Source organism: Sorangium sp. So ce693 (assembly GCF_051521375.1).
In the GTDB taxonomy this organism is placed as follows: Bacteria; Myxococcota_A; Polyangia; order Polyangiales; family Polyangiaceae; genus Sorangium; species Sorangium atrum.
In genome coordinates this window covers 10,347,171-10,371,562 of sequence record NZ_CP150347.1, presented here as the reverse complement: position 1 = coordinate 10,371,562, position 24,392 = coordinate 10,347,171, and the positions used below count along the sequence as shown (strand labels likewise).

The 24,392-nt window shown below is 69.0% G+C and carries 2 protein-coding genes; one reads left to right on the top strand and one right to left on the bottom strand.

The window, feature by feature from the left end:
• Positions 1-28 precede the first annotated feature (28 nt).
• The gene (locus tag WMF14_RS38650) at positions 29-22,255 is read right to left on the bottom strand and encodes a hypothetical protein (RefSeq protein ID WP_437794656.1); all 22,227 of its coding nucleotides are present in this window, start codon (positions 22,253-22,255) and stop codon (positions 29-31) included.
• A gap of 1,441 nt (positions 22,256-23,696) precedes the next feature.
• Between WMF14_RS38650 and WMF14_RS38645 the strand changes: the two genes are divergently transcribed.
• Positions 23,697-23,990 carry a hypothetical protein gene (locus WMF14_RS38645; protein ID WP_437794653.1) on the top strand — a complete coding sequence of 98 codons (294 nt, stop codon included), beginning with the start codon at positions 23,697-23,699 and terminating at the stop codon, positions 23,988-23,990.
• Positions 23,991-24,392 lie beyond the last annotated feature (402 nt).

Here is a 24,392-nt window from a genome sequence, read left to right as displayed (position 1 = left end):
GCGGAGGGGGGCTGACGCGGGCGCTAGCCTAACGGACGCACGTGCAGGCGGAGTGCTCGGTATCAGGCGTGTCCTTGTCCTGCTCGCCCGCCCTGTCGACGACTCGGGCGTCCATGCCGAGCTGCTGCAGGAGCTCGGTCACGAGCGCGATGGCCTCCTGCTTGTCCGCCTGCGTGCGCGGGGAGGACCACGCGTTGCTCTTCGCGACGAGCGTCCTCACCAGGGCGTCGATCGGCGGGGGGATGCTCTCGGCGTCGAGAGCAGGCGGCGCGGCGGTCGCTTGCGGGGCTCGCGGCCCCTGTGTCCCGTCGGAGGCGCCATCCACGGGGCGGTAAGCGCCGAGCTGGTTGGCCGGATCGTCATCCTCGCTGTCGCCCTCATCCTCGCTGTCGGACTCATCCTCGCTCTCGAACTCGGCATCATCCCCGTCCTCGCTGTCGGACTCGTCCTCATTCTCGCTGTCGGACTCGGCATCACCGCTGACCACGGCAGAGCTGGACGGGGCGCTCGGGAGAGGCGCCGGCGCCGCGCCGATCCGCGCGGCCGCAGCCGCGGCCGTTGCGTCCGGCCAGTCGGCCGGGTTGTCGACGCGCTCGAAGGTGAACAGGTAGCCGCGGCTCCTGCGCTCGGCGGCTTGCGGGTCAGCGTTGGAGACGCTGCGATCGTCGCGGTGCTGCCACTGCCCCGACGCTGCGTTGCGCGTGCTCGCGGTGTAATGACCCGCCGTCGTCGTCGCCCCGTGGTGATGGACGACCACGTTCAGGCGGTACCAGCGGCCGTTGACGCTCAGCCAATCGGGGACGTCGATCGCTCTGCCGTCCCTGTTCCCCGCGTTCCAGCGTTGCAGAGCAATCGTGATCGCCCGAGGCGTGTTGTTGACCGGTGCGACGACGATCTGCGTCGATGGAGTGCCGCGCACCGCTCGACCCCCGCGCATGGCGGTCGCCTCGACGGTGCTCGCGCTGAAATGGGCATTGAGCGCCTGCTGCAGCGTGCGGCTGCCGTGGATCGACGGGCTGAGCACGACGTCGGACGCCTGCCGGTTCCATACGGGGCTGTTGTCGAGCGAGGTGGGATCGCTCAGCGTGCCATGGTGCTCGTTGAGCGCCACCCCGGTCCAATCGGTTCGATTCGTCTGCGTCAGGGTCACGCCGGCGATATCGAGGTTCGCTGCATCGAAGAGGCGTCGGAAAAGGACCTCGCTGGGATCCTGCTGCGTCGTGGCGGACGTTCTGTCGAGCACCCTGGTGTCGGTGTTGCGCACTCTGGTGTTCGTCAGGAGCGTATCGAGGCGCGCCATCGTGTCCCTCCCGACGAGCGTGCCGGCCCGGATCTGGGTGAGGACCGCGTGCACCGCGGCGCGGAGCCGGGCGTCGTTGGTGCCAGGGTTGTCGCCTACGCGCGGCGCGAACAGATTGTAGTAGGCATCGGTGTGCGCGAGCATCGTGAGGCCGGCGGACAGGAAGCAGCTGTTGCCGATGTTCTCGACGCCCGTGTTGGTCACCTGTGGAGTCGGTGGTGTCCCGGAGGTCGACCCGTCTCCTGTCGAGCGGGTGAACGCCGCTTCGGGCGTGGCCTTGCGGCCGGCGTGGACGTAGCTGGTAAGGAGGTGCGCCGTGCCGTCGGGCTTCACGCGCGCGACGACCTTGGTCGCGCCGCTCCAGAGCACGACGTTGGTCGCGCCGGTCTCGTCGGTCCTTGCCTCGATGAGCCCGGCATTGCGGACGGCGTCGCGCGCGGTCGCGAGGTAACGCCGCATGCCCTCTGTCGGCGACATGCCCGTCGCCAGCTCCTCCGGCGTCAGGAAGTCGGCGCCGTGCTTGGCCGCGTGGTAGGCGGCGGTGCTCTCCGACTCGAAGCTCAGCCTGTCGGCCGCGTCCGCGAGCCGCGCCTTCAGCGTGTCGCCCTGGCCGAGCGTGGCGTCGCCCACGGCGCCGGCCTCCCGCGCCGCCTCCAGCTGCGCTTGCCAGCGACCCTCGATGTCTGCGCCGTTCATGTTGTCCTGCATCGAGGCGACGAAGAACTCGAAGCGCTCGACGAACTGGTCGAAGTTCGCGGCTCCCTCCAGCGCGAACGCGGCCGCCGGGCGGCGCAGATCCTGGCGCACGTCGGCGCCCACCAGGTCGTAGAGCCGGAGCAGCGCGTCGTGCCGCATCTGGCCCTCTTCGGCGAAGATCGGGAGCGACGTGGGGTCGTCGATGCCGCTGTCGCGGAGGAAGGGCACGACCTGATCGAGCTGCGGCTTGAAGCGCAGCCGCTCCTGGCCGCGGTGGGACCCGGACAGGTCCAGGGTGGCCTGGTCCCTGGAGGACCATGGGATCCCGTCGTTGAGGTTCTTGATGAGCATGAGCAGCTTGCCGAACCGCCCGCGGTCATGGAGCTCTCGCAGCCGCTCCGGGTGCAGCCTGACTTGCCCGCCCAGGTCGAGCTGGCCGCCCGTGTTCGTCAGCTCGATACCTGCCTCGTTGATGCGCTCCTCGGCGATGCCGAGGAAGCCGCTGCTCGCGCTGTCGAGCCCCTCCTCGAACCGCCACGGCTGCGGGCCGAGGTAGAAGCCGCCGTCGATCTGCGGCACGCCCGGCTGGCCGGTATCGGAGAAGCCGTTCTTCTTCTTGTCCCACCTGGACTGGCCGTCGCGGCTGCGCCAGCGGTAGACGTGGTAGTGCGGCGCGTTGTGGCCTGGCTGGTTGTGATCGCTCATGTCCACGTCGATGATGACGTGCTCCGCGTCCTGCCCTTCCTCCGGCGGCGGCACCTTGGCGTGGATGCGGTATTGGTAGATCCGCCCGGTCGCGACATCGACCTTCATCTCCGGCGCGCCGAACGGATACCCCTCGGCGTCGTCTTTGGGGGTGTCGCGCCAGCGCGGCAGGAGGTCGCGCTCGTACGCGAGGCTCTCGTCGTCGAAGCGGCCGGCGATCTCGTCGGGGATGAGCTCGCGGATCGCCTTGGGAGAGAAGCGGAGATCCTCCATGAGCTCGATCAGCGCGTTCGGCGACTTCACGCGCGTGGAGTGCAGGAGCTGCGATTTGGCGAACAGCGGGCTCTCGTGCTCCTTCATTGACTCGAGGATGCTCTCGGCGTTGTCGCGCAGGGTGTGAAGGATCTCGGGCTCCAGCTTGTAGCCGCGCTGGTGGAACTTGAGCGCGCGGCCGAGGTTCCACGGCGCGCTGCGCAGGTGCTCGATAACCGCCCTCTGGCGTTCCTCGACGGGCGCGGGGGGGCCGGGGTCGGCGACGAAGCGCAGCCTGCCGAGGAGCACGTCCTCGATGCCGTTGAGCGGATCCTCCACGTGGCCGTGCTCGTCGACGTAAAGCGCGTTCATGCGGAAGTCGCGCTTCTGCGCGTCGGCCACGACGTCGAGCGGGCCCTGCACGCTGGTGTCGTCGGCGGTGGTGATGTCCACGGCGTCGTCGCCGTCGCCCAGCGTGATCAGGCGCCGCTCGGCGACGGTCTTGATGGGGATGGATCTGAACAAGGGATCGTCGCTCAGCGCGGCCTCGAGCCGCGACATGGGCATGTTCGTCTTGAGATCGACGTCCCTGGGCTCATTGCCGGCGAGGACGTCGCGCACCGCGCCGCCGACGATGTAGACGTCATAGCCGGAGCTGCGGATGAGCGCGATCATGTCATGGACCCGGTGGGTGGTCCCGACGGGGGTGTCGAGGAGGGAAGCGCCGACCGGCGGGCTCTGGGCGCCCTCGGCACGCGCCGGCGCCTCCTGGTTGAGGATCGCATGGGCCGTGAGCTCGCGGCCCACGAGCCGAGGGCGAAAATAGGTGTTGACCCCGTCGGTGTTGCGTCTGACGAACTCCAAGAACGCCGTCTCGCCGCGCCTGTCCGGGTCGATGCCGGCGAACCTCAAGAGCGGCCTCAGGATGCCGCCGTCGCTGGTGGCGAAATGAGGCACCGCGGGCGCGCCATCCTCGCTGGCGCGGTCGGAGAAGAAGGCGTCGGCGATCATGCTGCGGTCGGCGCTGCCCTTCTTCTCGCCGACCGAGCCGCTCGTGAGCTCATTGAATCCCCGGTTGTAATCCGCCATGGCGTCGCGCCGCTGGCGGTCGAGCCGGACGCCGCGCCAGGGGATCTCTCGACCATCGGAGGTGGTGAACGTGCGCCCGAGGATGTCGCCGTGCTCGAACAGCTCTCCGACGTTGACGTTGGTGAGGCGCAGGTCCGTGATGCTCTGGCCGTCGATGAGGCTGTCCAGCTGATCGCGGATGTGGCGCCAGGCGGGCGACAGCTCATCGGGCGACTTCAAGAGCACGCCGACCAGGTTGGTGTCGAGCACCAGCGAGGTGGAAGTGAGCGGTGGCGACAGCGACGGATCGGCCATGCGCTCGGCGTGGCGGACGAGCTGCTCGATGGTCGGGCGGATATCGCGGATCTTGCCCTTCTCCATGGCGCGCGCGAGCATGCCGGCGAACGCGCGCTCGCCGATGGTGCGATTGATGATGTCGAGCTCGCCGCGGGTGACCCAGCGCCCCTCACGGCCCTTCTTGGCGATCGAGCGAGGCGACTCCTCGCGGCGCGACGTGGGCGGGGGCGGGTCGCGCAGAGTGGCGAGATCGATGCCCGGCGTCGTCGCGAGCGGGCCGATGGCGCCCAGCGCCTCGGCGAAGTCGAAGGCGATCCTGCGCCTCTCGCCGTCCTTGTACGAATCGAGCACGTTGCGGAACGCCTGCGCCAGGTCCTCGCCCGTGCGGGAGCGGCCCGTGCGGGAGCGGTTGAGTCCGTTGAGCAGGAACCTCGCGAGCGCCTCCGCACGATTGTGCCCATGGGGCAGGAGCGTGGTGAGCGCGGCCTTCACCGCGGCGTCGTCGATGTGATTGAGCAGCGACGCTTGCAGGTCGCTGTAATGCGGCACGTCCCAGATCCAGCCGGGGATGGCCCTTTCGGCGTCGGTGGTGGGCTCGCGCCGCGCGAGCTTGGGCTTGGTCTCCACCTGGGTAGGGCCCATCTCCGGCAGCTCGTCGCCGAAGGCGCTGAAGAAATCGTCCATCACCGGTGGAGTCGCATCTCCGACCGTGCGCGGGTCGCCGTCCTCGGAGGGGCTATCGTCGTCCTCGGAGGAGCCGTCACCGTCCTCGGAGGAGCTGTCGCTCTCCTCGGAGGAGCTGTCGCTGTCCTTGGAGGAACTGTCGCTCTCCTCGGAGTCGACCTCTCGGCCGATGGTCGAGCGGCCCTGATCCCGCTTGAGCGTGTCCAGGACGAACGCGGTGTGCGCTGCGAGGTGCTCCTGGAGCTCGGCGATGGGCAGATGGAGCAGGCTTGGGTTGAACGCCAGCCACTTCTCGACGATCTCCTCGGCCAGCCGCGCGGCCGCCGGCAGCGCGATGGGCAGCATGTCCAGGATCTGCGGGAGGAGCTCCGCGTCGATGGTATTGACGGCGAGGCTCGCGACCTCGATCAGGCGCTGCGGCGGGACGCGCTCCAGGAGGGCCTCGTACAGCCCGGAGGGGGTGAGATCGACCGTTCCGGCATCGAGCGTCCCCGGCGCCGCGGAGGGCTGGCCAGGGCTGGTGGGCTGGTCCTGCGCGGAGCTGCCCTGCGCCTGGGTCGACGCGTTCCCCCCACCGGGGGGCGCCGCCGCGGACCGTTTGAGCTCCTGGAGCTTCTGTTCCAAGAACCTCTCATCACTCATCCGGAAGCGATCCATCGGGCGGAACCTCAGCTGGTTCCTCCGGGGGTGATCGTGCAGCGCGAGCATGAGGTGCGCGGCCTCCGGGGAGACTGTGCGAATCAGAGCGCTTGCGTCCGCTGGAGAGAGGTCGAAGGTGCTACGGACCCAGTTGCGCGCATTCTCGTTGTAACGGCGCCAGTCCCGGGGATCTTGGAAGGTGTCCTTGGTGATCGGCTGGGGTGGCTGGGGCGCGATCCCCCCCGAGCCGTTCGTGAGCGTTCCCGCGAGCTGGTTGCTCGGGTCCATGGGGTCTTGTGTGGTGCCGGACGGCCTGCCCGTTCCGAGGCGCGCCGGAGCGCGCTGCGGGGTGGAGGCGCCGTTGGCCACCGCATGGGGCGGGGGGTAGGTCCCGTGGGTGATCACCTCGAAGAGCTTCGGCATCTCTGCCTTCAGCACCCGGATGGGGAACGCCTGTCCCCAGGACTGGACAGGCACGATGAAGGCGTCGCCGTCGGCGGTGATCTCGCCATTGATCGCGAGGTGGTGCCGGCTCGTGGCGTCGCCCTCACCGAGCGGCGCGATGGTCGCGGGATCGCGAGGTGTCGTGGCGCCGTCGCGGTATGTCTCCGCCGCCCCCGACAGCGCAGCGCCGTTCGAGACGGTCACGATGGCAAACCCTGCCCGATCGGTGCGCCTGAGTGTCTCGTTGATGCGCGCGATGTCGTCCTCCGAGAAGCCGCCGCTCTTGACCTCGACGTCCGCCCCCAGCGCGGAGCTCACGAGCGTCGCGATCGAGTTCGCCGAGAGGAGCATGTCGCCTTCCGCCGCCACGACGCCGGGCTGCTTCGCGGCATCGGTCCGTTTCTCGTGCTGCGCGACGGCGCTCTTTCCGAGCAGCTCGACCAGGCCTCGGGCGAGCAGGTGGTCGAGCAGGTGGCGATCCAGCTGCTGCCGCTCCTGCGCTTTCGTCAGGCCGCTGCGCCTCGCCCCGGCCCGCTTGAGCCCGTTGACGAGCGGACGAGTCGGAGCCGGGCCGCTGGAGGACTGTATCTCTCCGGTCATCGCGCGCCGGACGAGGTCGAGATCCTCGCTGAGCGTCGCCTTACTGGGGCCCTGCTGCGCGCCGAGCTCGTGGGCCCCGGGGGCCTGAGCGAGCCGGCCGAGCAGCCGGCCGGTGAACAGCGCGACGACCAGGTGTGAGGTGGTGGCGAGATCGCCCTTCAGCACCGTGTAGAGGGCGCTCTGGAGGCCGCAGTTGCTGAAGGTGGACTGCGAGAGCGACGCGGGGTCCTCGATGAGCTCGCGCATTCTGTCGACGATCGCGCTGTCGACGTTCAGCGACTCGAGCAGGCCTGCCAGGCTGCCGGCGACCTGCTGCCTGACGCCGTCGCTCGCCGGGCCGGACCACGCCCGGCTCTGCTCGTCGAGCGCGTCAATCCGCTCGTCCAGCGTGCGCCCCTGCGCTCCTCGGCTCTGCGCGGCCTCGTCGGGGGCTCCGGTCGGCGCGGTGGACGGCGCCGCGCGCGGCTCGACGGGCTGGCTGCTCGCCGTCCGCCCTTCGTCGATGCCGGCGCCGACCTCTGGACGATAGGCGCCCAGCTCGGACGCGGGGTCCACGGGTGTCGCGGGCGCGGGCGCGGCGCGGCTCCCGGCGCGGCCGGTGTGCGCGTAGCTGGTGAGGAGGTGCGCCGTGCCGTCGTCCGCGACCCGCACGATGACCTTGGTCGCGCCGCTCCAGAGCACGACGTTGGTCGCGCCGGTGTCGTCGATCCTCGCCTCGATGACGCTCGCCGCGCGGACGGCCTCGCGCGCTGTCTCGAGGTAGCGTTCAACGCGCTCCGCCGGCGACAGGCGCGCCAGCTCCTCCGGCGTCAGGAAATCGGCGCCGTGCTTGGCCGCGTGGTAGGCGGCGGTGCTCGCCGACTCGAAGCTCAGATCGTCGGCCGCGTTCGTGAGCTTCTCCCGCAGATCGCGGCCCTCGCCGAGCGTGACGTCGCCCACGGCGTCTGCGTCCTCTGCCGCCTCCAGCTGCTCTTGCCAGCGCTCCTCGATGTCGACGGCGTCGAGGGTGTCCTGCATCGAGGTGACATAGAACTCGAAGCGCTCGACGAACTCGTTGAAGCTCGCTGCGCCGTCGAGCGCGAACGTGGCCGCCGGGCGGCGCAGGTCATGGCGCACGTCGGCGCTCACCAGGTCATAGAGCCGGAGCAGCGCGTCGTGCCGCATCTGCCCCTCTTCGGCGAAGATCGGGATGGACGTGGGGTCGTCGATGCCGCTGTCGCGGAGGAAGGGCACGACCTGATCGAGCTGCGGCTTGAAGCGCAGCCGCTCCTGGCCGCGGTGGGACCCGGACAGGTCCAGGGTGGCCTGGTCCCTGGAGGACCATGGGATCCCGTCGTTGAGGTTCTTGACGAGCATGAGCAGCTTGCCGAACTGCCCGTGGTCGTGGAGCTCTCCGAGCCGCCTGGGGTGCAGCTTGACCTGGCCCCCCAGATCGAGCTGGTCGGGGGTCCTCGTGAGCGCGATACCTGCCTCGTTGATGCGCTCCTCGGCGATGTCGAGGAAGTCGCTGCTCGCGCTGTCGAGCCCCTCCTCGAACCGCCACGGCTGCGGGCCGAGGTAAACCCCGCGGTCGATCAGCGGCATGCCCGGCTGGCCGGTATCGGAGAGGCCGTTCTTCTTCTTGTCCCACCTGGACAGGCCGTCGCGGCTGCGCCAGCGGTAGACGTGGTAGTGCGGCGCGTTGTGGCCTGGCTGGTTGTGATCGCTCATGTCCACGTCGATGATGACGTGCTCGCCCTCCTGGCCTTCCTGCAGCGGCGGCGTCTTGGCGTGGAAGCGGTATTGGTAGATCCGCCCGGTCGCGACATCGATCTTCATCTCCGGCGCGGCCAGCGGATACCCCGAGGCGTCGTCGTCAGGGGTCTCGCGCCAGCGCGGCAGGAGGTCGCGCTCGTACGCGAGGCTCTCGTCGTCGAAGCGGCCGGCGATCTCGTCGGGGATGAGCTCGCGGATCGCGCCGGGAGAGAAGCGGAGATCCTCCATGAGCTCGATCAGCGCGTCCGGCGACTTCACGCGTGTGGAGCGCAGGAGCAGCGACTTGGCGAGCAGGGGCGCCTCGCGCTCCTTCATGGCCGAGAGGATGCTCTCGGCGTTGTCGCGCATGGCGTGGAGGATCTCGGGCTCCAGCTTGTAGCCGCGCTGGTGGAACTTGAGCGCGCGGCCGAGGTTCCACGGCGCGCTGCGCAGGTGCTCGACGACCGCCCTCTGGCGCTCCTCGACGGGCGCGGGGGGGCCGGGGTCGGCGACGAAGCGCAGCCTTCCGAGGAGCTGATCCTCGATGCCGTTGAGCGGATCCTCCACCTGGCCGTACTCGTTGAGGTAGAGGGCGTTCATGCGGAAGTCGCGCTTCTGCGCGTCGGCCATGACGTCGAGCGGACCCTGCACGCTGGTGTCGTCGGCGGTGGTGATGTCCACGGCGTCGTCGCCGTTGCCCAACGTGATCAGGCGCAGCTGGGGGACCGTGTTGATGGAGAGGGACGTGAACGCCGAGTCGTTGCTGAGCAGGGCCTCGAGCTTCGACATGGGCATGTTGGTCTTGAGATCGACGTCCTTGGGCTCATTGCCGGCGAGGGCGTCGCGCACCGCGCCGCCGACGATGTAGACGTCGTAGCCGGAGCTGCGGATGAGATCGAACAGGTCACTGACCCGGTGGGTGGTCCCGACCGGCGTGTCGAGGAGCGCAGCGCCGATGGCCGGGCTCTGGGCCGCCGCGGCGCCCTCGGCGCGCGCCGGCGTCTCCGGGTTGAGGATCGCATGGGCCTTGATCTCGCGGTCCACGAGCTGCGGGCGGAAATAGGTGTTGACCCCATCGGTGTTGTCTCTGACGAAGTCCCTGAACGCCGTCTCGCCGCGCCTCGCCGCGTCGATGCCGGCGAAGCCGAGGAGCGGCGTCAAGATGCCGTGATCGCTGGTGGCGAAATGAGGCACCGCGGGCGCGCCGCCCGCGCTGGCACGCGTGGAGAAGAACGCGTCGGCGATCATGCTGCGGTCGGCGCTGCCCTTCCTCTCGCCGACCGAGCGGTCCGTGAGCGCGTCGAACCCCTGATCGTAATCGGCCGCGCGGCCGCGCCGGTCGCCGTCGACCTGGACGCCGCGCCAGGGGATCTCTCGACCATCGGAGGTGGTGAACGTACGACCGATGATGTCGCCGTGCTGGTAGAGCTCTCCGACGTTGACGTTGGTGAGGCGCAGGTCCGTGATGCGCTGGTCGCGGATGAGGTCGTCCAGCTGATCGCGGATGTGACGCCAGGCGGGCGACAGGTCGTCGTACGGCGTCAACAGGGCGCCGACCAGGTTGGAGTCGACCACCAGCGAGGTCGACGTGAGCGGCGGCGAGAGCGCCGGGTCGGCCATGTGCTCGGCGTGGCGGACCAGGTGCTCGATGATCGCGCGGGTGTCGGCGAGCTTGGCCTTGTCCATGGCGCGCGCGAGCATGCCGGCGAACGCGCGCTCACCGATGGTGCGATTGATGATGTCGAGCTCGCCGCGGGTGACCCAGCGCCCCTCACGGCCCCTCTTGGCGACCGAGCGAGGCGGCTCCTCGCGGCGCGACGTGGGCGGGGGCGGGTCGCGCAGGGCAGCGAGATCGATGCCTGGCGTCGTCGCGAGCGAGTCGATGGCGCCCAGCGCCTCGGCGACGTCGAAAACGATCTTGCGCCTCTCGCCGTCCTTGTACGAGTCGAGCACGTTGCGGAACGCCTGCGCCAGCTCCTCGCCCGTGCGGGAGCGGTTGAGTCCGCTGAGCAGGAACCTCGCGAGCGACTCCGCACGGCTGTGCCCATAGGGCAGGAGCGTGGTGAGCGCGTCCTGCACCGCGCCGTCGTCGATGTGAGCGAGCAGCGAGGTTTGCAGGTCGCTGTAGTGCGGCACCTCCCAGATCCAGCCGGGGATGGCCCTTTCGGCGTCGGTGACGGGCGCGCGCCGCACGAAGGCGGGCGATTGCCTCTGTGGCTCATCGCCCACCTCCGGCAGCTCCTCGCCCCAATCGGCGAACGGATTCTCCTCCTCGGTCGCCGCGAGCGGGGTCGCATCGACGTGCGGTTCGGCCTCGCTGCTCGTATCCGATGACGTCTCTCGCGCCTCACCCTCGATCCCCTCCCGCGGGGGAGGTGTCCCCTCATGGTGGCTCGACACTGCGGCGGGAGGCGCCTCGTCCGTGGAGCCGGCGTCGGAGCTGCTGTCCTCTTCGGCATCGATGTTTCGGCCGATCGTACGGCGGCCCTTGTCCCGTTCGAGCGTGCCCAGAACGAGCTCGGTGTGCGCTGCGAGGTGCTCCTTCAGGTCGCCGGCGGGCAGGTCGAGCAAGCTGGGGTTGAAGGCCAGCCACTTCTCGACGATCTCCTCGGCCAGCCGCGCGGCAGGCTGCAGGCCGATGGGCAATAGATCCAGGATCGACGGGAGGAGCTGGGTGTCGATGGCCTCGACGACGAGGCCCGCCACCTCGTCCAACCGCTCGTTCGGGACGCTCTCCACGAGGGCGTCGTACAGCCCTGACGGCGTGAGCTCGACCGTCGCGGGATCGATTCTACCCGGCGCCCCGCCGGCGCTGCCAGGGCTGGTGGGCTGGTTCTGCGCGGGGCTGCCCTGCGCCTGGGCCAGCGCGTTCCCCCCGACGGCGGGCGCCGCCGCGGGCTGGGCCAGCGCGTTCCCCCCGACAACGGGCGCCGCCGCGGGCTGGTTGAGCTCTTGGAGCTTCTGTCGCAAGAACGTCGTGTTCCACATCCGGAAGCGATCCATCGGGCGGAACGTCAGCTGGTCCCTCCCGGGGTGATCGTACAGCGCGAGGATGAGGTGCGCGGCTTCCGGGGAGACCCTTCGAATCAGAGCGCTTGCGTCCGCTGGAGAGAGGTCGAAGGTGCTACGGACCCAGTTGCGCGCATTCTCGTTGTAACGGCGCCAGTCCCGGGGATCTCGGAAGGTCTCCCTGGTGATCGGCTCGGGTGGCTGGGGCGCGATCCTCCCCGAGCCGTTCCTGAGCATTCCCGCGAGCTCGTCGCGCGGGTCCATGGGGTCCTGTGTGGTGCCGGACGGCGCGCCCGTTTCGAGGCGCGCCGGAGCGCGCTGCTGGGTGGAGGCGCCATTGGCCGGCGCGTGCGGCGGGGGATAGGTCCCGTGGGTGATCACCTCGAAGAGCTTCGGCATCTCTGCCTTCAGCACCCGGATGGGGAACGCCTGCCCCCACGACTGGACGGGCACGATGAAGGCGTCGCCGTCGGCGGTGATCTCGCCGTCGATCGCGGCGTGGTGCCGGCTCGTGGCTTCGCCTTCGCCGGGCGGCGCGACGCGCGCGGGATCGTGCGATGTCGTGGCGCCGTCGCGGTGCTTCTTCGCCGCTTCCCAGAGCGCCTTGCCATTGGAGACCGTCGCGACGGCAAACCCAGCTCGATCCGTGCGCTTCAGCGCCTCGTTGATGCGGGTGATGTCGTCCCCCGAGAAGCCGCCGCTCTTGATCTCGACGTCCGCCCCGAGCGCGTCGCTCATGAGGTCTGCGATCGAGTTCGCCGAGAGGAGCAGGTCGCCCTCCACCGCCACGACGCCGGGCTGCTTCGCGGCGTCGGTCCGCTTCTCGTGCTGCGCGACGGCGCTCTTCCCGAGCAGCTCGACCAGACCTCGGGCGAGCAGATGGTCGAGGAGGTGTCGATCCAGTCGCTGCCGATCGTTCGCATTCATCAGGCCGTCGCGCTTCGCTCTGGCGGTCTTGAGCCCGTTGACGAGCGGACGAGTCGGAGCCGGACCGAGGGCGCGCGGGATCTCTCCTGTCATCACGCGCCGGAGGATGTCCAGGTCCTCGCTGAGCGCCGCCTTGCCAGGGCCCTGCTGCGCGCCGAGCTCGTGGGCCCCGGGGGCCTGAGCGAGCCGGCCGAGCAGCCGACCGGTGAACAGCGCGACGACCAGGTGCGAGGCCGTGGCGAGATCGCCCTTCAGCACCGTGTAGAGGGCGCTCTGGAGGCCGCAGTTGCTGAAGGTGGACTGCGCGAGCGACGCGGGGTCCTCAATGAGCTCGCGCAGCCTGTCGACGATCGCGCTGTCGACGTTCTGCGACCCAAGCAGGCCTGCCAGGCTGACCGCTGCCTGTCGCCTGACACCGTCGCTCGCCGGGCCGGACCACGCGCTGCTCTGCTCGTCCAGTGAGGCGAGCAGCTCGTCGAGCGACCGGCCTTGATCCGGTGTGCTCGGTTGGACCTGGGCGCTGCTCGTGGTCTTGGGGGGGCGCGCCGGCGAATTGGCTATCCCATCTCCGCTGCTCGAAGCGGGGTTGTACCCCGCCGGCTCGTCCGCCGGCGCCAGCATGCCCGGCGGCCGGCTGCGGGGCCCGACGAGCTCGCTGAGGGCGTCTTTGCCCTTTTCCGCCAGCTCTTGCTCGAAGCTGTCTGCGCGGTTCTTGAGCGTGCCGGCCCAGTCGCTTCCGAGCTTGGCGAGGTCGACGGTGCGCGCGTTCTTGGTGCTCTCGTCGCCGATCTTGTCCTGCTTGAGGCCGCCGACGCTGGAGATGGGGTTTGCGGTCTTCTCGGTGGAGCGCCAGTTGTGGACGTAGCCGACGGTGCTGGGGGCGTTGGGTCCGGTGGTCTCGATGCCGATCTGGAGGGCGCCCTGCCTGCCGGGCCTGGGCGGGCGGTAGCCGATGAACATGTGGCCATGGGCGCCGTCGGGCAGGATGACGTCGCCGTTGAAGTCCTTGAGGCCGAGGCCGCCGACGGCGAGGTTGATGCCGTAGAGCTCCGTGTCGTCGAGCTTGGCCAGGATGGCGGCGGCGTGCCCGCCCTGCTCCTTGAACTTGCCGTCGCCGAGGGCGATGTGGTGGGTGCCGAAGGCGCGCTTGAAGACGCCTCTGGCGGGGTTTCCGTTGCTGTCGGTGATGCCCAGGAGCTCGGTGAGGGCGTAAGGAGCGCTGCCAGCGGGGATCTGGACGTTGACGCGGCCGCCGTGGGAGAGGAGCTTTGCGACGGGCACGTCCTGGAGCGGGACATGGCTCTTTGCGCTGTCGTCGTAGATCTCGGCGCCTTCCTGGAGGAGGTGGAAGACGTTCTTGAGGACCTCGAGGGACTGGCGATGCCTGCCGACGACCTCTTCCTTGGAAAGGGTTGTTTGCGGCCGGAAGAGCCTCTTGTTCGGGTCGGGGACGGCGCCCTGGGCGATGGCGGTGTCCGCGTCGTCGTTGGGGTCGGTGTGCTCGAGGGTCCTGGACCAGTCATCGACGATGCCCTGGTCGATGAGCTGCTGGAGCTCGGCTTTCCTCTCGAGGTCGGTCGTGTGCCGGGCCTCCATGGACAGGGCCAGCGCTGCGGGCGGGGTGCCCTCGAAGCGCTGGCCGCCGTCGCCGCCGTTCATCTGGCGCGAGACGTAGCTCGCGAGGATGACCTTGCTGGCCTTGTGGAGCTGGTGGAAGCCGCGGAAGCGCTCGGGGTTATCGTTTGGGTCGCTCGACAGGTACTTCTCGACATCGGCGTGCGTGAGCATGCCAGACGCGTTGAGCCATGCCTGTCCCTGGGGGGTCGAGGAGAGCTGCTGGAAGGCGCTCCACTCGGCGTCGCTGAGCAGCGGCCCTTTGGGAAATCTTTTTCCTATCTGCTCCTTGGCGTTCGCAGGATCGCGCGGGAAGCGGCCGCTGGTCAGCGGCCCAGTGATCGCGGGGACACCGCGCTTGGCCCCCTCGCGGCTCATGAAGCCGGTGTCTGTGCGCCAGAGGGTCTTCTTGACGGCCTTGTCGACAATCCAGGTGACCTGCTCGATGGGGGTGGACGCGGCGGGATCGGGCGCGCTCTCCGACGGCGGCTCCGGCTCCTCCTCGAACGGGTCGGTCTGCGGCTGCGGGTCGGCGGCCGTATCCCCGCTGTTCGAGGCGGGGTTGTACCCTGCCAGCATGTCCTCCGGGGCATCTCTGGGCGGCCCGCGGCGCGTGCTGCCCTGCGCCGGCTGCTCGGGTGCCTGGAGCTCTTGCGGCGGCTGGCTGCGGGGCCCGACGAGCTCGTTGAGGGCATCTTTGCCCTTGTTCGCGAGGTCTTGCTCGAAGCTGTCAGCGCGGTTCTTGAGGGTGTTGGCCCAGTCGCTTCCGAGCTTGGCGAGGTCGACGGTGCGCGCGTTCTTGGTGCTCTCGTCGCCGATCTTGTCCTGCTTGAGGCCGCCGACGCTGGAGATGGGGTTTGCGGTCTTCTCGGTGGAGCGCCAGTTGTGGACGTAGCCGACGGTGCTGGGGGCGTTGGGCCCGGTGGTCTCGATGCCGATCTGAAGGGCGCCTTGCCTGCCGGGCTTGGGCGGGCGATAGCCGATGAACATGTGGCCGTGGGCGCCGTCGGGCAGGATGACGTCGCCGTTGAAGTCCTTGAGGCCGAGGCCGCCGACGGCGAGGTTGATGCCGTAGAGCTCCGTGTCGTCGAGCTTGGCCAGAATGGCGGCGGCGTGCCCGCCCTGCTCCTTGAACTTGCCGTCGCCGAGGGCGATGTGGTGGGTGCCGAAGGCGCGCTTGAACACGCCTCTGGCGGGGTTTCCGTTGCTGTCGGTGATGCCGAGCAGCTCGGTGAGGGCGTAAGGAGCGCTGCCAGCGGGGATCTGGACGTTGACGCGGCCACCGTGGGAGAGGAGCTTTGCGACGGGCACGTCCTGGAGCGGGACATGGCTCTTTGCGCTGTCGTCGTAGATCTCGGCGCCTTCCTGGAGGAGGTGGAAGACGTTTTTGAGGACATCGAGGGACTGGCGATGCCTGCCGACGACCTCTTCCTTGGAAAGGGTTGTTTGCGGTCGGAAGCGCTTCTTGTTCGGTTCCGGGACGGCGCCCTGCCCGATGGCAGTGTCCGCGTCGTCGTTGGGGTCGGTGTGCTCGAGGGTCCTGGACCACTCGTCGACGATGCCCTTGTCGATGAGCTGCTGGAGCGCAGCTTTCCTCGTCGGATCGGTCGTGTGCCGCGCCTCCATGGAGAGGGCCAGCGCTGCGGGCGGGGTGCCCTCGAAGCGCTTGCCGCCGTCGCCGCTGTTCATCTGGCGCGAGACGTAGCTGGCGAGGACGACCTTGCTGGCCTTATGGAGCTGGTGGAAGCCGCGGAAGCGCTCGGGGTTATCGTTTGCGTCGCTCGACAGGTACTTCTCGATGTCGGCGAGCGTGAGCATGCCAGAGGCGTTGAGCCATGCCTGTCCCTGGGGGGTGGAGGAGAGCTGCTGGAAGGCGCTCCACTCGGCGTCGCTGAGCAGCGGCCCTTTGGGGAAGCGGCCTCCGAGCTGCTCCTTGGCCTGCGCGGGATCGCGCGGGAAGCCGCCGCTGGTCAGCGGCCCAGTGATCGCGGAGACACCGCGCTTGGCACTCTCGCGGCTCATGAAGCCGGTGTCGGTGCGCCAGAGGGTCTTCTTGACGGCCTTGTCGACGATCCAGGTGACCTGCTCGATGGGGGTGGACGCTGCGGGATCGGGTGCGCTCTCCGACGGCGGCTCCTGCTCCTCCTCGATCGGGTCGGTCTGCGGCTGCGGGTCGGCGGCCGTATCGCCGCTGTTCGAGGCGGGGTTGTACGCTGCCAGCGTGTCTGCCAGCGACTCCTGGATTCCATGGCGTGAAGGTGACGGCGCGGGCGGCGGAAGGCTCGCGTCCGCATGCAGCGCGGGAGGCTGTGGCTGCGCGAGCCCTTGACCCTTCTCTCCGTACGACGAGAGCGTCTGTTCGTACGGGGGCGTTTTACCGGACACTTGAGCGGAGGCGTCGAGCGACGGCGCTGGCGGCGGGAGGGAGATCCCGTGGGTGATCGCCGCGAAGACCTTTGGCATGTCCTCCTTCTTCACCCGTACGGGGAACGTGCGCCCCCAGGACTGGATCGGCATGATGAAGGAGTCGCCCTGATCGGTGATCGGGCCGTCGATCGGGGCATGGTGTGGCGCGATCGTGGCCACCTCGCCGAGCGGCGCGACGTTCCCCGGAGCGTCAGGGGTCGTGGAGCTGGCCTCATGGTTCTTCGCTGCGCTCCAGAGCGCCTCGCCGTCGATCACGGTGGCGATCGCAAACCCTCCCTGATCCGTCCTCCGAAGGGTCTCCTTGACGCGATCGACGTCGTAACCCGCGGGAGAGCTGGGGGTCATGACGGCGGTGTTCGCCCCGAGCGCCGAGCTGAAGATGCTCGCGACCGAGTTCGCCGAGGCCAGCAGGTCACCCTGCGCCGCGGAGACGCCGGGCTGATTTGCGGCGTCGGATCGCTCCTCGAGCTTCGCGAGCGCGTCCTGTCCGAACATCTCACCGAGGCCGCGGGCGAGCAGGTGGTCGAGGAGGAGGCGATCCAGCGCCTCTCGGTCCTTGACCTTCTTCAGGCTGTCGCTCTTGGCCTTGGCGGTCTTGAGGCCGTTGACGAGGGGCCTCGTGGGCGTCGGGCCGAGGGCCTGGGGGACAACCCCGGTCATCACGCCCCGGAGGAGGTCCAGGTCGTCGCTGAGCCTCCCTTTGCCCGAGCCCTGCTGCGTGAAGGCCTTTGCCCCTGGGGCGCTCGCGAAGCGGCCGAGCGGCTTGCCCGTGAAGATCGCCGCGACCAGGTGGGCGGTGGTGGCGAGATCGTTCTTCAGCGTCGGGTAGAGGATGCTGGTGAGCGCGCAGTTGGTGAAGGCAGACTGCGAGAGCGAGGCCGGGGTCTCGATGAGCTCGTGTAGCCTGCCGATGATCGAGGGGCTCACGTTCTGCCGCTGGAGCAGCCCGGTCAGGAGCTGCTTGGCCTCCTTCTTGTTCTCGTCGGTGGCCGGGTGCGACCATGCGCGGCTCTGCTTCTCGAGCTCGTTGAGCAGCTCGTCGAGCGTTTTCCCTTGGTCGTGGGCGCTCGGATCGACCTGAGTAGTGCCTTTGGCCGTCGTCGGAGCGGGGGAGGGGCTCGCGCCCGGCGCGGCGAATCCGCCGAGCGTATCGCCCGAGCGGTCCACGCTGTCGTCCTGGAGCTCTTGAGGCGGCTGGGTGCGGGGACCGAGGAGTTCGTGGAGCGCGTCTTTGCCCTTCTCCGCCAGGTCTTGCTCGAACCTGTCGGCGCGGTCCTTGAGGGTCTTGGCCCAGTTGCCGCCGAGCTTGGCGAGGTCGACGGTGCGTGCGTTCTTGGTGCTCTCGTCGCCGATCTTGTCCTGCTTGAGGCCACCGACGCTGGAGATGGGGTTTGCGGTCTTCTCGGTGGAGCGCCAGTTGTGGGGATAGGCGACGGTGCTGGGCGCCCCAGGGCCGGTTGTCTCCATGCCGATCTGGAGCGCGCCGGGCCTGCCCGGCTTGGGCGGGCGGTAGCCGATGAACATGTGGCCGTGGGCGCCGTCGGGCAGGATGACGTCGCCGTTGAAGTCCTTCAGGCCGAGGCCGCCGACGGCGAGGTTGATGCCGTAAAGCTCGGTGTCGTCGAACTTGGTTCGGAGGGCGGCGAGCTGGCCGCCCTGCTCCTTGAACTTGCCATCCCCGAGCGAGACGTGGTGGGTGCCGATGAGGCGCTTGAACACGCCGGCCGCGGGGTTGCCATTCTTGTCGGTGATGCCGAGGTGCTCTGTGAGCGCGTACGGAGCGTTGCCAGCTGGAATCTGGATGTTGACGCGACCGCCGTGGGACAGGAGCTTGGCGACGGGCACGTCCTGGAGCGGGACATGGCTCTTGGCGGCGCCGTCATAGATCTCGGCGCCTTCCTGGAGCAGGTGGAAGATGTTCTTGAGCACCTCGAGCGACTGCCCGTGACGCTCGACGACCTCGTCCTTCGAGAGCTTCTTGCCCTGCGTGAAGGTAACGGTATTGAAGAGCGTCTTCGGAGCCAGCACGGCGCCCTGGTTGATGGCCGTGGTCGCAGCGTCGTTGGGCTCGGTGTGCTCGAGGGTCTTCGACCATTCGTCGATGATGCCCCGGTCGATGAGCCTGTTGAGCTCGTCTCGCCTGGCCGGGTCGGTCGTGTGCCTGGCCTCCATGGACAGGGCCAACGCCGCGGGCGGGGTGCCCTCGAAGCGCTTGCCTTCCTCGCCGCGGTTCATCTGGCGCGAGACGTAGCTGGCGAGAACGACCTTGCTCGCCTTGTGGAGCTTGTGGAAGCCGCGGAACCGCTCGGGGTTGTCGCTCGGGTCGCTCGACAGGTACTTCTCGACCTGGTCGTGGGTGAGCATGCCCGAGGCGTTGAGCCAGCTCTGCCCCTGGGGAGTCGAGGAGAGCTGCTGGAAGGCGCTCCACTCCGCGTCGCTGAGCAGCGGTCCTCTGGGGAAGCGCCCTCCGAGCTGCTCCTTGGCCGTCGTGGGATCGGGGGGGAAGCCGCTGGCGCTCAGCTGGCCTTGGATCGCGGAGAGACCGTGCTTGGCCTGGTCACGGCTCATGAAGCCCGTGTCGGTCCGCCAGATGGTGTTCTTGACGGCCTTATCGACGATCCAGGTCACCTGCTCGACGGGGGTGGATGTCTCCGGATCCGGCGCTCGCTCCGACGGCGGCTCCTGCTCTTCCTCGATCTCGTCGAACTGCGCTTGCGGGTCGGCTGCAGCATCCCCGCTGTCCAGAGCGGGGTTGTACCCGGCCAGCATGTCCGCCGGGCTATCCTGGGGCGGAACTCGAGGAGCGTTGCCGTCCCCGCCGGTTCTGGTGCTCGTCGCGGGGGACTCGCCGCGAGGCGCGCGGGCATGTTGTCCGCCTTCAGGCGTCAGCGGCGTTAGAAACGGAACCCCGCGGCCGGACTGGGGCCGTTGGGATGGCCCGAAGCGATCTCCGTTGTCGTCTTCCGAGTCGTCGTCGTCGGAGTCGTCTTCGCCTTCGTCGTCGGAGTCGGAGCTGTCTTCGTCGTCGGAGTCGTCTTTGCCTTCGCCTTCGCCTCTGCCTTCGTCGTCGGAGTCGCCTTCGCCCTCGTCGTCGGAGTCGTCTTTGCCTTCGCGCTCGCCTTCGTCGTCGGAGTCGTTTTCGTCTTCGCGTTCGCGTTCGCGTTCGCGTTCGCGTTCGCCTTCCCCTTCGTCGTCGGAGTCGGAGTCGTCTTTGCCTTTGCCTTCGCGTTCGCCTTCGCGTTCGAGTTCGCGTTCGCCTTCGTTGTCGGAGTCGCCTTCGTCGTCGGAGTCGGAGTCGTCTTTGCCTTCGCGTTCGCCTTCGCGTTCGCCTTTGCCTTCGCGTTCGCCTTCGCGTTCGCCTTCGCGTTCGCCTTCGTTGTCGGAGTCGCCTTCGTCGTCGGAGTCGGAGTCGTCTTCGCCTTCGCGTTCGCGTTCGCGTTCGCGTTCGCCTTCGTCGTCGGAGTCGTCTTCGCCTTCGTCGTCGGAGTCGGAGTCGGAGTCGGAGTCGGAGTCGGAGTCGGAGTCGGAGTCGTCTTCGCCTTCGCCTTCGTCGTCGGAGTCGTCTTTGCCTTCGCGTTCGCCTTCGCGTTCGCCTTCGCGTTCGCCTTCGCCTTCGCGTTCGCCTTCGCGTTCGCCTTCGCCTTCGCGTTCGCCTTCGTCGTCGGAGTCGCCTTCGTCGTCGGAGTCGGAGTCGGAGTCGTCTTTGCCTTTGCCTTTGCCTTCGTCGTCGGAGTCGCCTTCGTCGCCGGAGTCGTCGTCAGCCTGGTCCTCGGAGGCGTCGTGGTCCGAGTCCGCATCGCTGTGGTCCTCGTCGCCCGCGTCCTGCGCATTGTCCCGGGAGAACTCTGCGTCGACCTCCTCGACGCTGCCGTCATCGCGCGACGGCAGCGTCCCCGGGCCCGGGGTCGCGGAGGCCGCCGCGGAGTCCTGTGCGTTGGCCACGGGCGACCCGGCCGGCGCCTTCGTCTCGGTGGTGATCGGCGTGGCCGCGCTCCCGGGGCCACGCGCGGGCGGCCGCGATGTCGTCTCCGGCAGGCGCGGGCTGGGGCTCTCCGGCGTCTTTCCTGGAGCGCTTTGCGTCGTTTCAGCTTCCGGGCCAGGACTCGAGGCCTCCGGCGTCTTGGCCGTCATCTGCTCCGGCGCGTCACTGGGCATCTCCCGGGGCTCGTTGCCCCTGGGGGCTTGCTCGACCCCGCGCGGCCGCTGCTCCGAGCCGCCCTGCCCGGGATCCCGGGCGCCTCGCACCGGGTCGGACGCGGCGTCACCCGGCGGAGCGCGGCGATCGCCGCCCCGCGAACCTCGCGCGGGGCGATCCGATCCGTCGGACGACCCATCGGACGACTCGTCGGACGATTCATCGGGCGACTCGTCCGGCGACCCGTCGGACGAGTCGTCGGCGGCGCGCGGCGCGGTATCATGGGTGTCCAGCTGCGGAATATCGCGCGGGCCGACGAGGTTCTTGATCGCCTCTGTCGGGTTCTCCTTCACGTCTCGCGCGAACTGGTCCGCTCGTTCCTCGAGGGGCCCTTTCCAATCGTCCCCGAACTTGCGCAGGTCGACGGTGCGGGCGTTCTTGCCCTTCTCGTCGCCGATCTTGTCTTGCTTGAGGCCGCCGACGCTGGAGATGGGGTTGGCGGTCTTCTCGGTGGAGCGCCAGTTGTGGATGTAGCCGACGGTGCTGGGCGCGCCTGGGCCGGTGGTCTCGATGCCGATCTGGAGCGCGCCCCGCCTCCCCGGCTTGGGCGGGCGGTAGCCGATGAACACGTGCCCGTGGGCGCCGTCGGGCAGGATGATGTCGCCGTTGAAGTCCTTGAGGCCGAGCCCGCCGATAGCGAGGTTGATGCCGTAGAGCTCTGTGTCGTCCAGCTTCGACCTGATCGCGGCGTACTGCCCGCCCTGCTCCTTGAACTTGCCCTTGCCGAGCGAGACGTGGTGCGTCCCGAAGTCGCGCTTGAACACGCCGGCCTTGGGGTTGCCGTTCTCGTCGGTGATGCCGAGGAACTCTGTCAGCGCGTAGGGCGGGCTGCCCTCGGGGATCTGGATGTTGACGCGGCCGCCGTGCGACAGGAGCTTGGCGACCGGTACGCCCTGGAGCGGGACATGGCTCTTCGAGTCGGCATCGTAGATCTCGGCGCCGGCCTGGAGCAGGTGGAAGGTGTTCTTGAGCACCTCGATCGACTGCCGGTACCGGTCGAGGGCCTCGTCCGTCGAGAGCGTCTTGATCTCTGCGAACGTCAAACTCTCCTTGAGCGTCCTCGGAGCCAGCACGGCGCCCTGGTCCATGGCTGAGATCACGTCGTCGTTGGGCTCGGTATGCTCGAGCGTCTTGGCCCATTCGTTGGCGATGCCCTGATCGATCTGCTTCTTGAGCTCGTCCCGCCTCGCCGGGTCGGTCGTGTGCCTCGCCTCCATGGAGAGGGCCACCGCCGCCGGAGGCGTGCCCTCGAAGCGCTTGCCATCCTCGCCGCCGTTCATCTGGCGCGAGACGTAGCTCGCGAGGACGACCTTGCTCGGCTTGTGGAGCAGGTGGAAGCCGCGGAACTTCTCGGCGTTGTCGTTCGAAAGGTACTGCTCGATCTGGCCGAGCGGGAGCATGCCGGAGGCGGTGAGCCAGCGCTGTCCCTGAGGGGTCGAGGAGAGCTGCTCGAAGGCGTTCCACTCGGCTTCGTTGAACAGCGGTCCCTTGGGGAAGCGCTTCCCGATCTGCTTCTTCGCCTGCACGGGATTGGTGGGGAAGCCGCCGCTGGTCAGCTGGTCGGCGATGCTCGGGACGGCTCGCTTCGCCTTCTTGCGGCTGCCTCTACCCGTCGGAGTCCTCCATGCGGACTTCTTGACGGCCTTGTCCGCGATCCATGTCACCTTGCCGTCCTGCGCTGGGTCAGCCGTGGTGGACGAGCGTCCCGGCGGCGGTCCCGAGCGTCCAGTCCCCGGCTGCCGGGAGCCCTGCCCCGCGGGGGGGGACTTCGAGGTAGAGGGATTGGCGGGCGCCGGCTCCGCGGTGGAAGTGGGTTTTCCGGCGGGGGTGCTCTTCGCGCCGGTCTCGCCCGTCTTGGGGGAGGTCTGAGCTGACGTGCTGTCCTTTGCGACGGTCTCGTTCGCGGGCGTCTTTCCGGGCACCTCGCCCCCCTTGGGAGCCGTGCTTTCCGGCGTCGTCGCCTTGGTGTTCCCTTGGGGACCCTTGCCGAGGTCCTGAGATGGCTGGTTGGAGCCCTTGGGGAGGCCGCCATCGGAAGGGGCGGATTGAGGCCTGACGGTGGGCTCGGTGGTCTGAGGCTGGTTGGAGCCCTTGGGGAGGCCGCCATCGGAAGGGGCGGATTGAGGCCTGACGGTGGGCTCGGTGGTCTGGGGCTGCGTGGAGCCCTTGGGAAGGCCGCCATCGGAAGGGGCGGATTGAGGCCTGACGGTGGGCTCGGTGGTCTGGGGCTGCGTGGAGCCCTTGGGAAGGCCGCCATCGGAAGGGGCGGACTGAGGCCTGACAGTGGGCTCGGTGGTCTGAGGCTGGGTGGAGCCCTTGGGGAGGCCGCCATCGGAAGGGGCGGACTGAGGCCTGACAGTGGGCTCGGTGGTCTGAGGCTGGGTGGAGCCCTTGGGGAGGCCGCCATCGGAAGGGGCGGACTGAGGCCTGACGGTGGGCTCAGTGGTCTGAGGCTGGGTGGAGCCCCTGGGGAGGCCGCCATCGGAAGAGGCGGATTGAGGCCTGATGGTGGGCTCGGTGGCCTGAGGCTGGGTGGAGCCCTTGGGGAGGCCGCCATCGGAAGGGGCGGATTGAGGCCTGACGGTGGGCTCGGTGGTCTGAGGCTGGGTGGAGCCCCTGGGGAGGCCGCCATCGGAAGCAGCGGATCGAGGCCTGACGGTGGGCTCGGTGGGCTGAGGCTGGGTGGAGCCCCTGGGGAGGCCGCCATCGGAAGCAGCGGATCGAGGCCTGATGGTGGGCTCGGTGGTCTGAGGCTGGGCGGAGCCCCTGGGGAGGCCGCCATCGGAAGGGGCGGATTGAGGCCTGATGGTGGGCTCGGTGGTCTGAGGCTGGGCGGAGCCCCTGGGGAGGCCGCCATCGGAAGCAGCGGATTGAGGCCTGATGGTGGGCTCGGTGGTCTGAGGCTGGGTGGAGCCCCTGGGGAGGCCGCCATCGGAAGCAGCGGATCGAGGCCTGACCGGATCCTGCAGGTTCCCGGCGCTGGAGACCGGCGGTCTCGGTGTCGCGGTGGGTGAGCTTGGCGCACTGGTGGGTGCTCGACCGACATTGGTGCTATTGTTGCCGGTCGTCGTGCTCCCGGAATGGCTCCCTGATGGATTGTGTGGAGTGGTCGTCGGGCCGGGTGAGCTCGTGCGGCTGGTGCTCTTCCGCGTGACGGGATCCCAGCCGGAGAAGGGGTCTGGCTTCGGGCTCGGGCTGGGGGCCGCGGCCTGGTTCACGGCGTTGGGCGCGGCTGCGCTGCTGGACGTGCTGCCTGCGTCGGTCAGGGGATGCGCGAAATTGCCCGCGCTCTTTACCTGGGCGCGCAACCCCGATCGGACACCTGTGGCTTTCGACGGCGAAGGGCTGCGCGAAGGGCTGCGCGAGGAGCTGCGCGAGGAGGGCATGCGCCATGAATGACGCGAAACTCATGCGCTGCCAAGCTCCTCGCCTGGAGGCGGGATATGCCGTGCCATGCACCCTGCTCGGCCAGCAGCGCATCTCTCCGGATCTGCCTTGTGGACCGGGAGATGCCCGCACCTTCGCGCCATTGTGGCGCTCCCCCGGGACCGAATCCGCGCATGCATCCAGGGCGACGCGACGACGAGCCTCGCGATTGCGGTCGGTCCGCCGAGCAGGTAACCTGGCGCTCCAATTGCAAGCACGGGCGTGTCAGTCTTACTGGAATGTTCCGTTCTAGGTGAGCGCTTGCTGTCTCTCCGCTCACGCATCTGGCGCACGGCCGTGCGTCGGCGCGTCCGACGAGGTCGAGGTGCTGCCGAGGCGATTCCAAGGTTGAGCCCGCTGCGCGGCTGCCGCCGG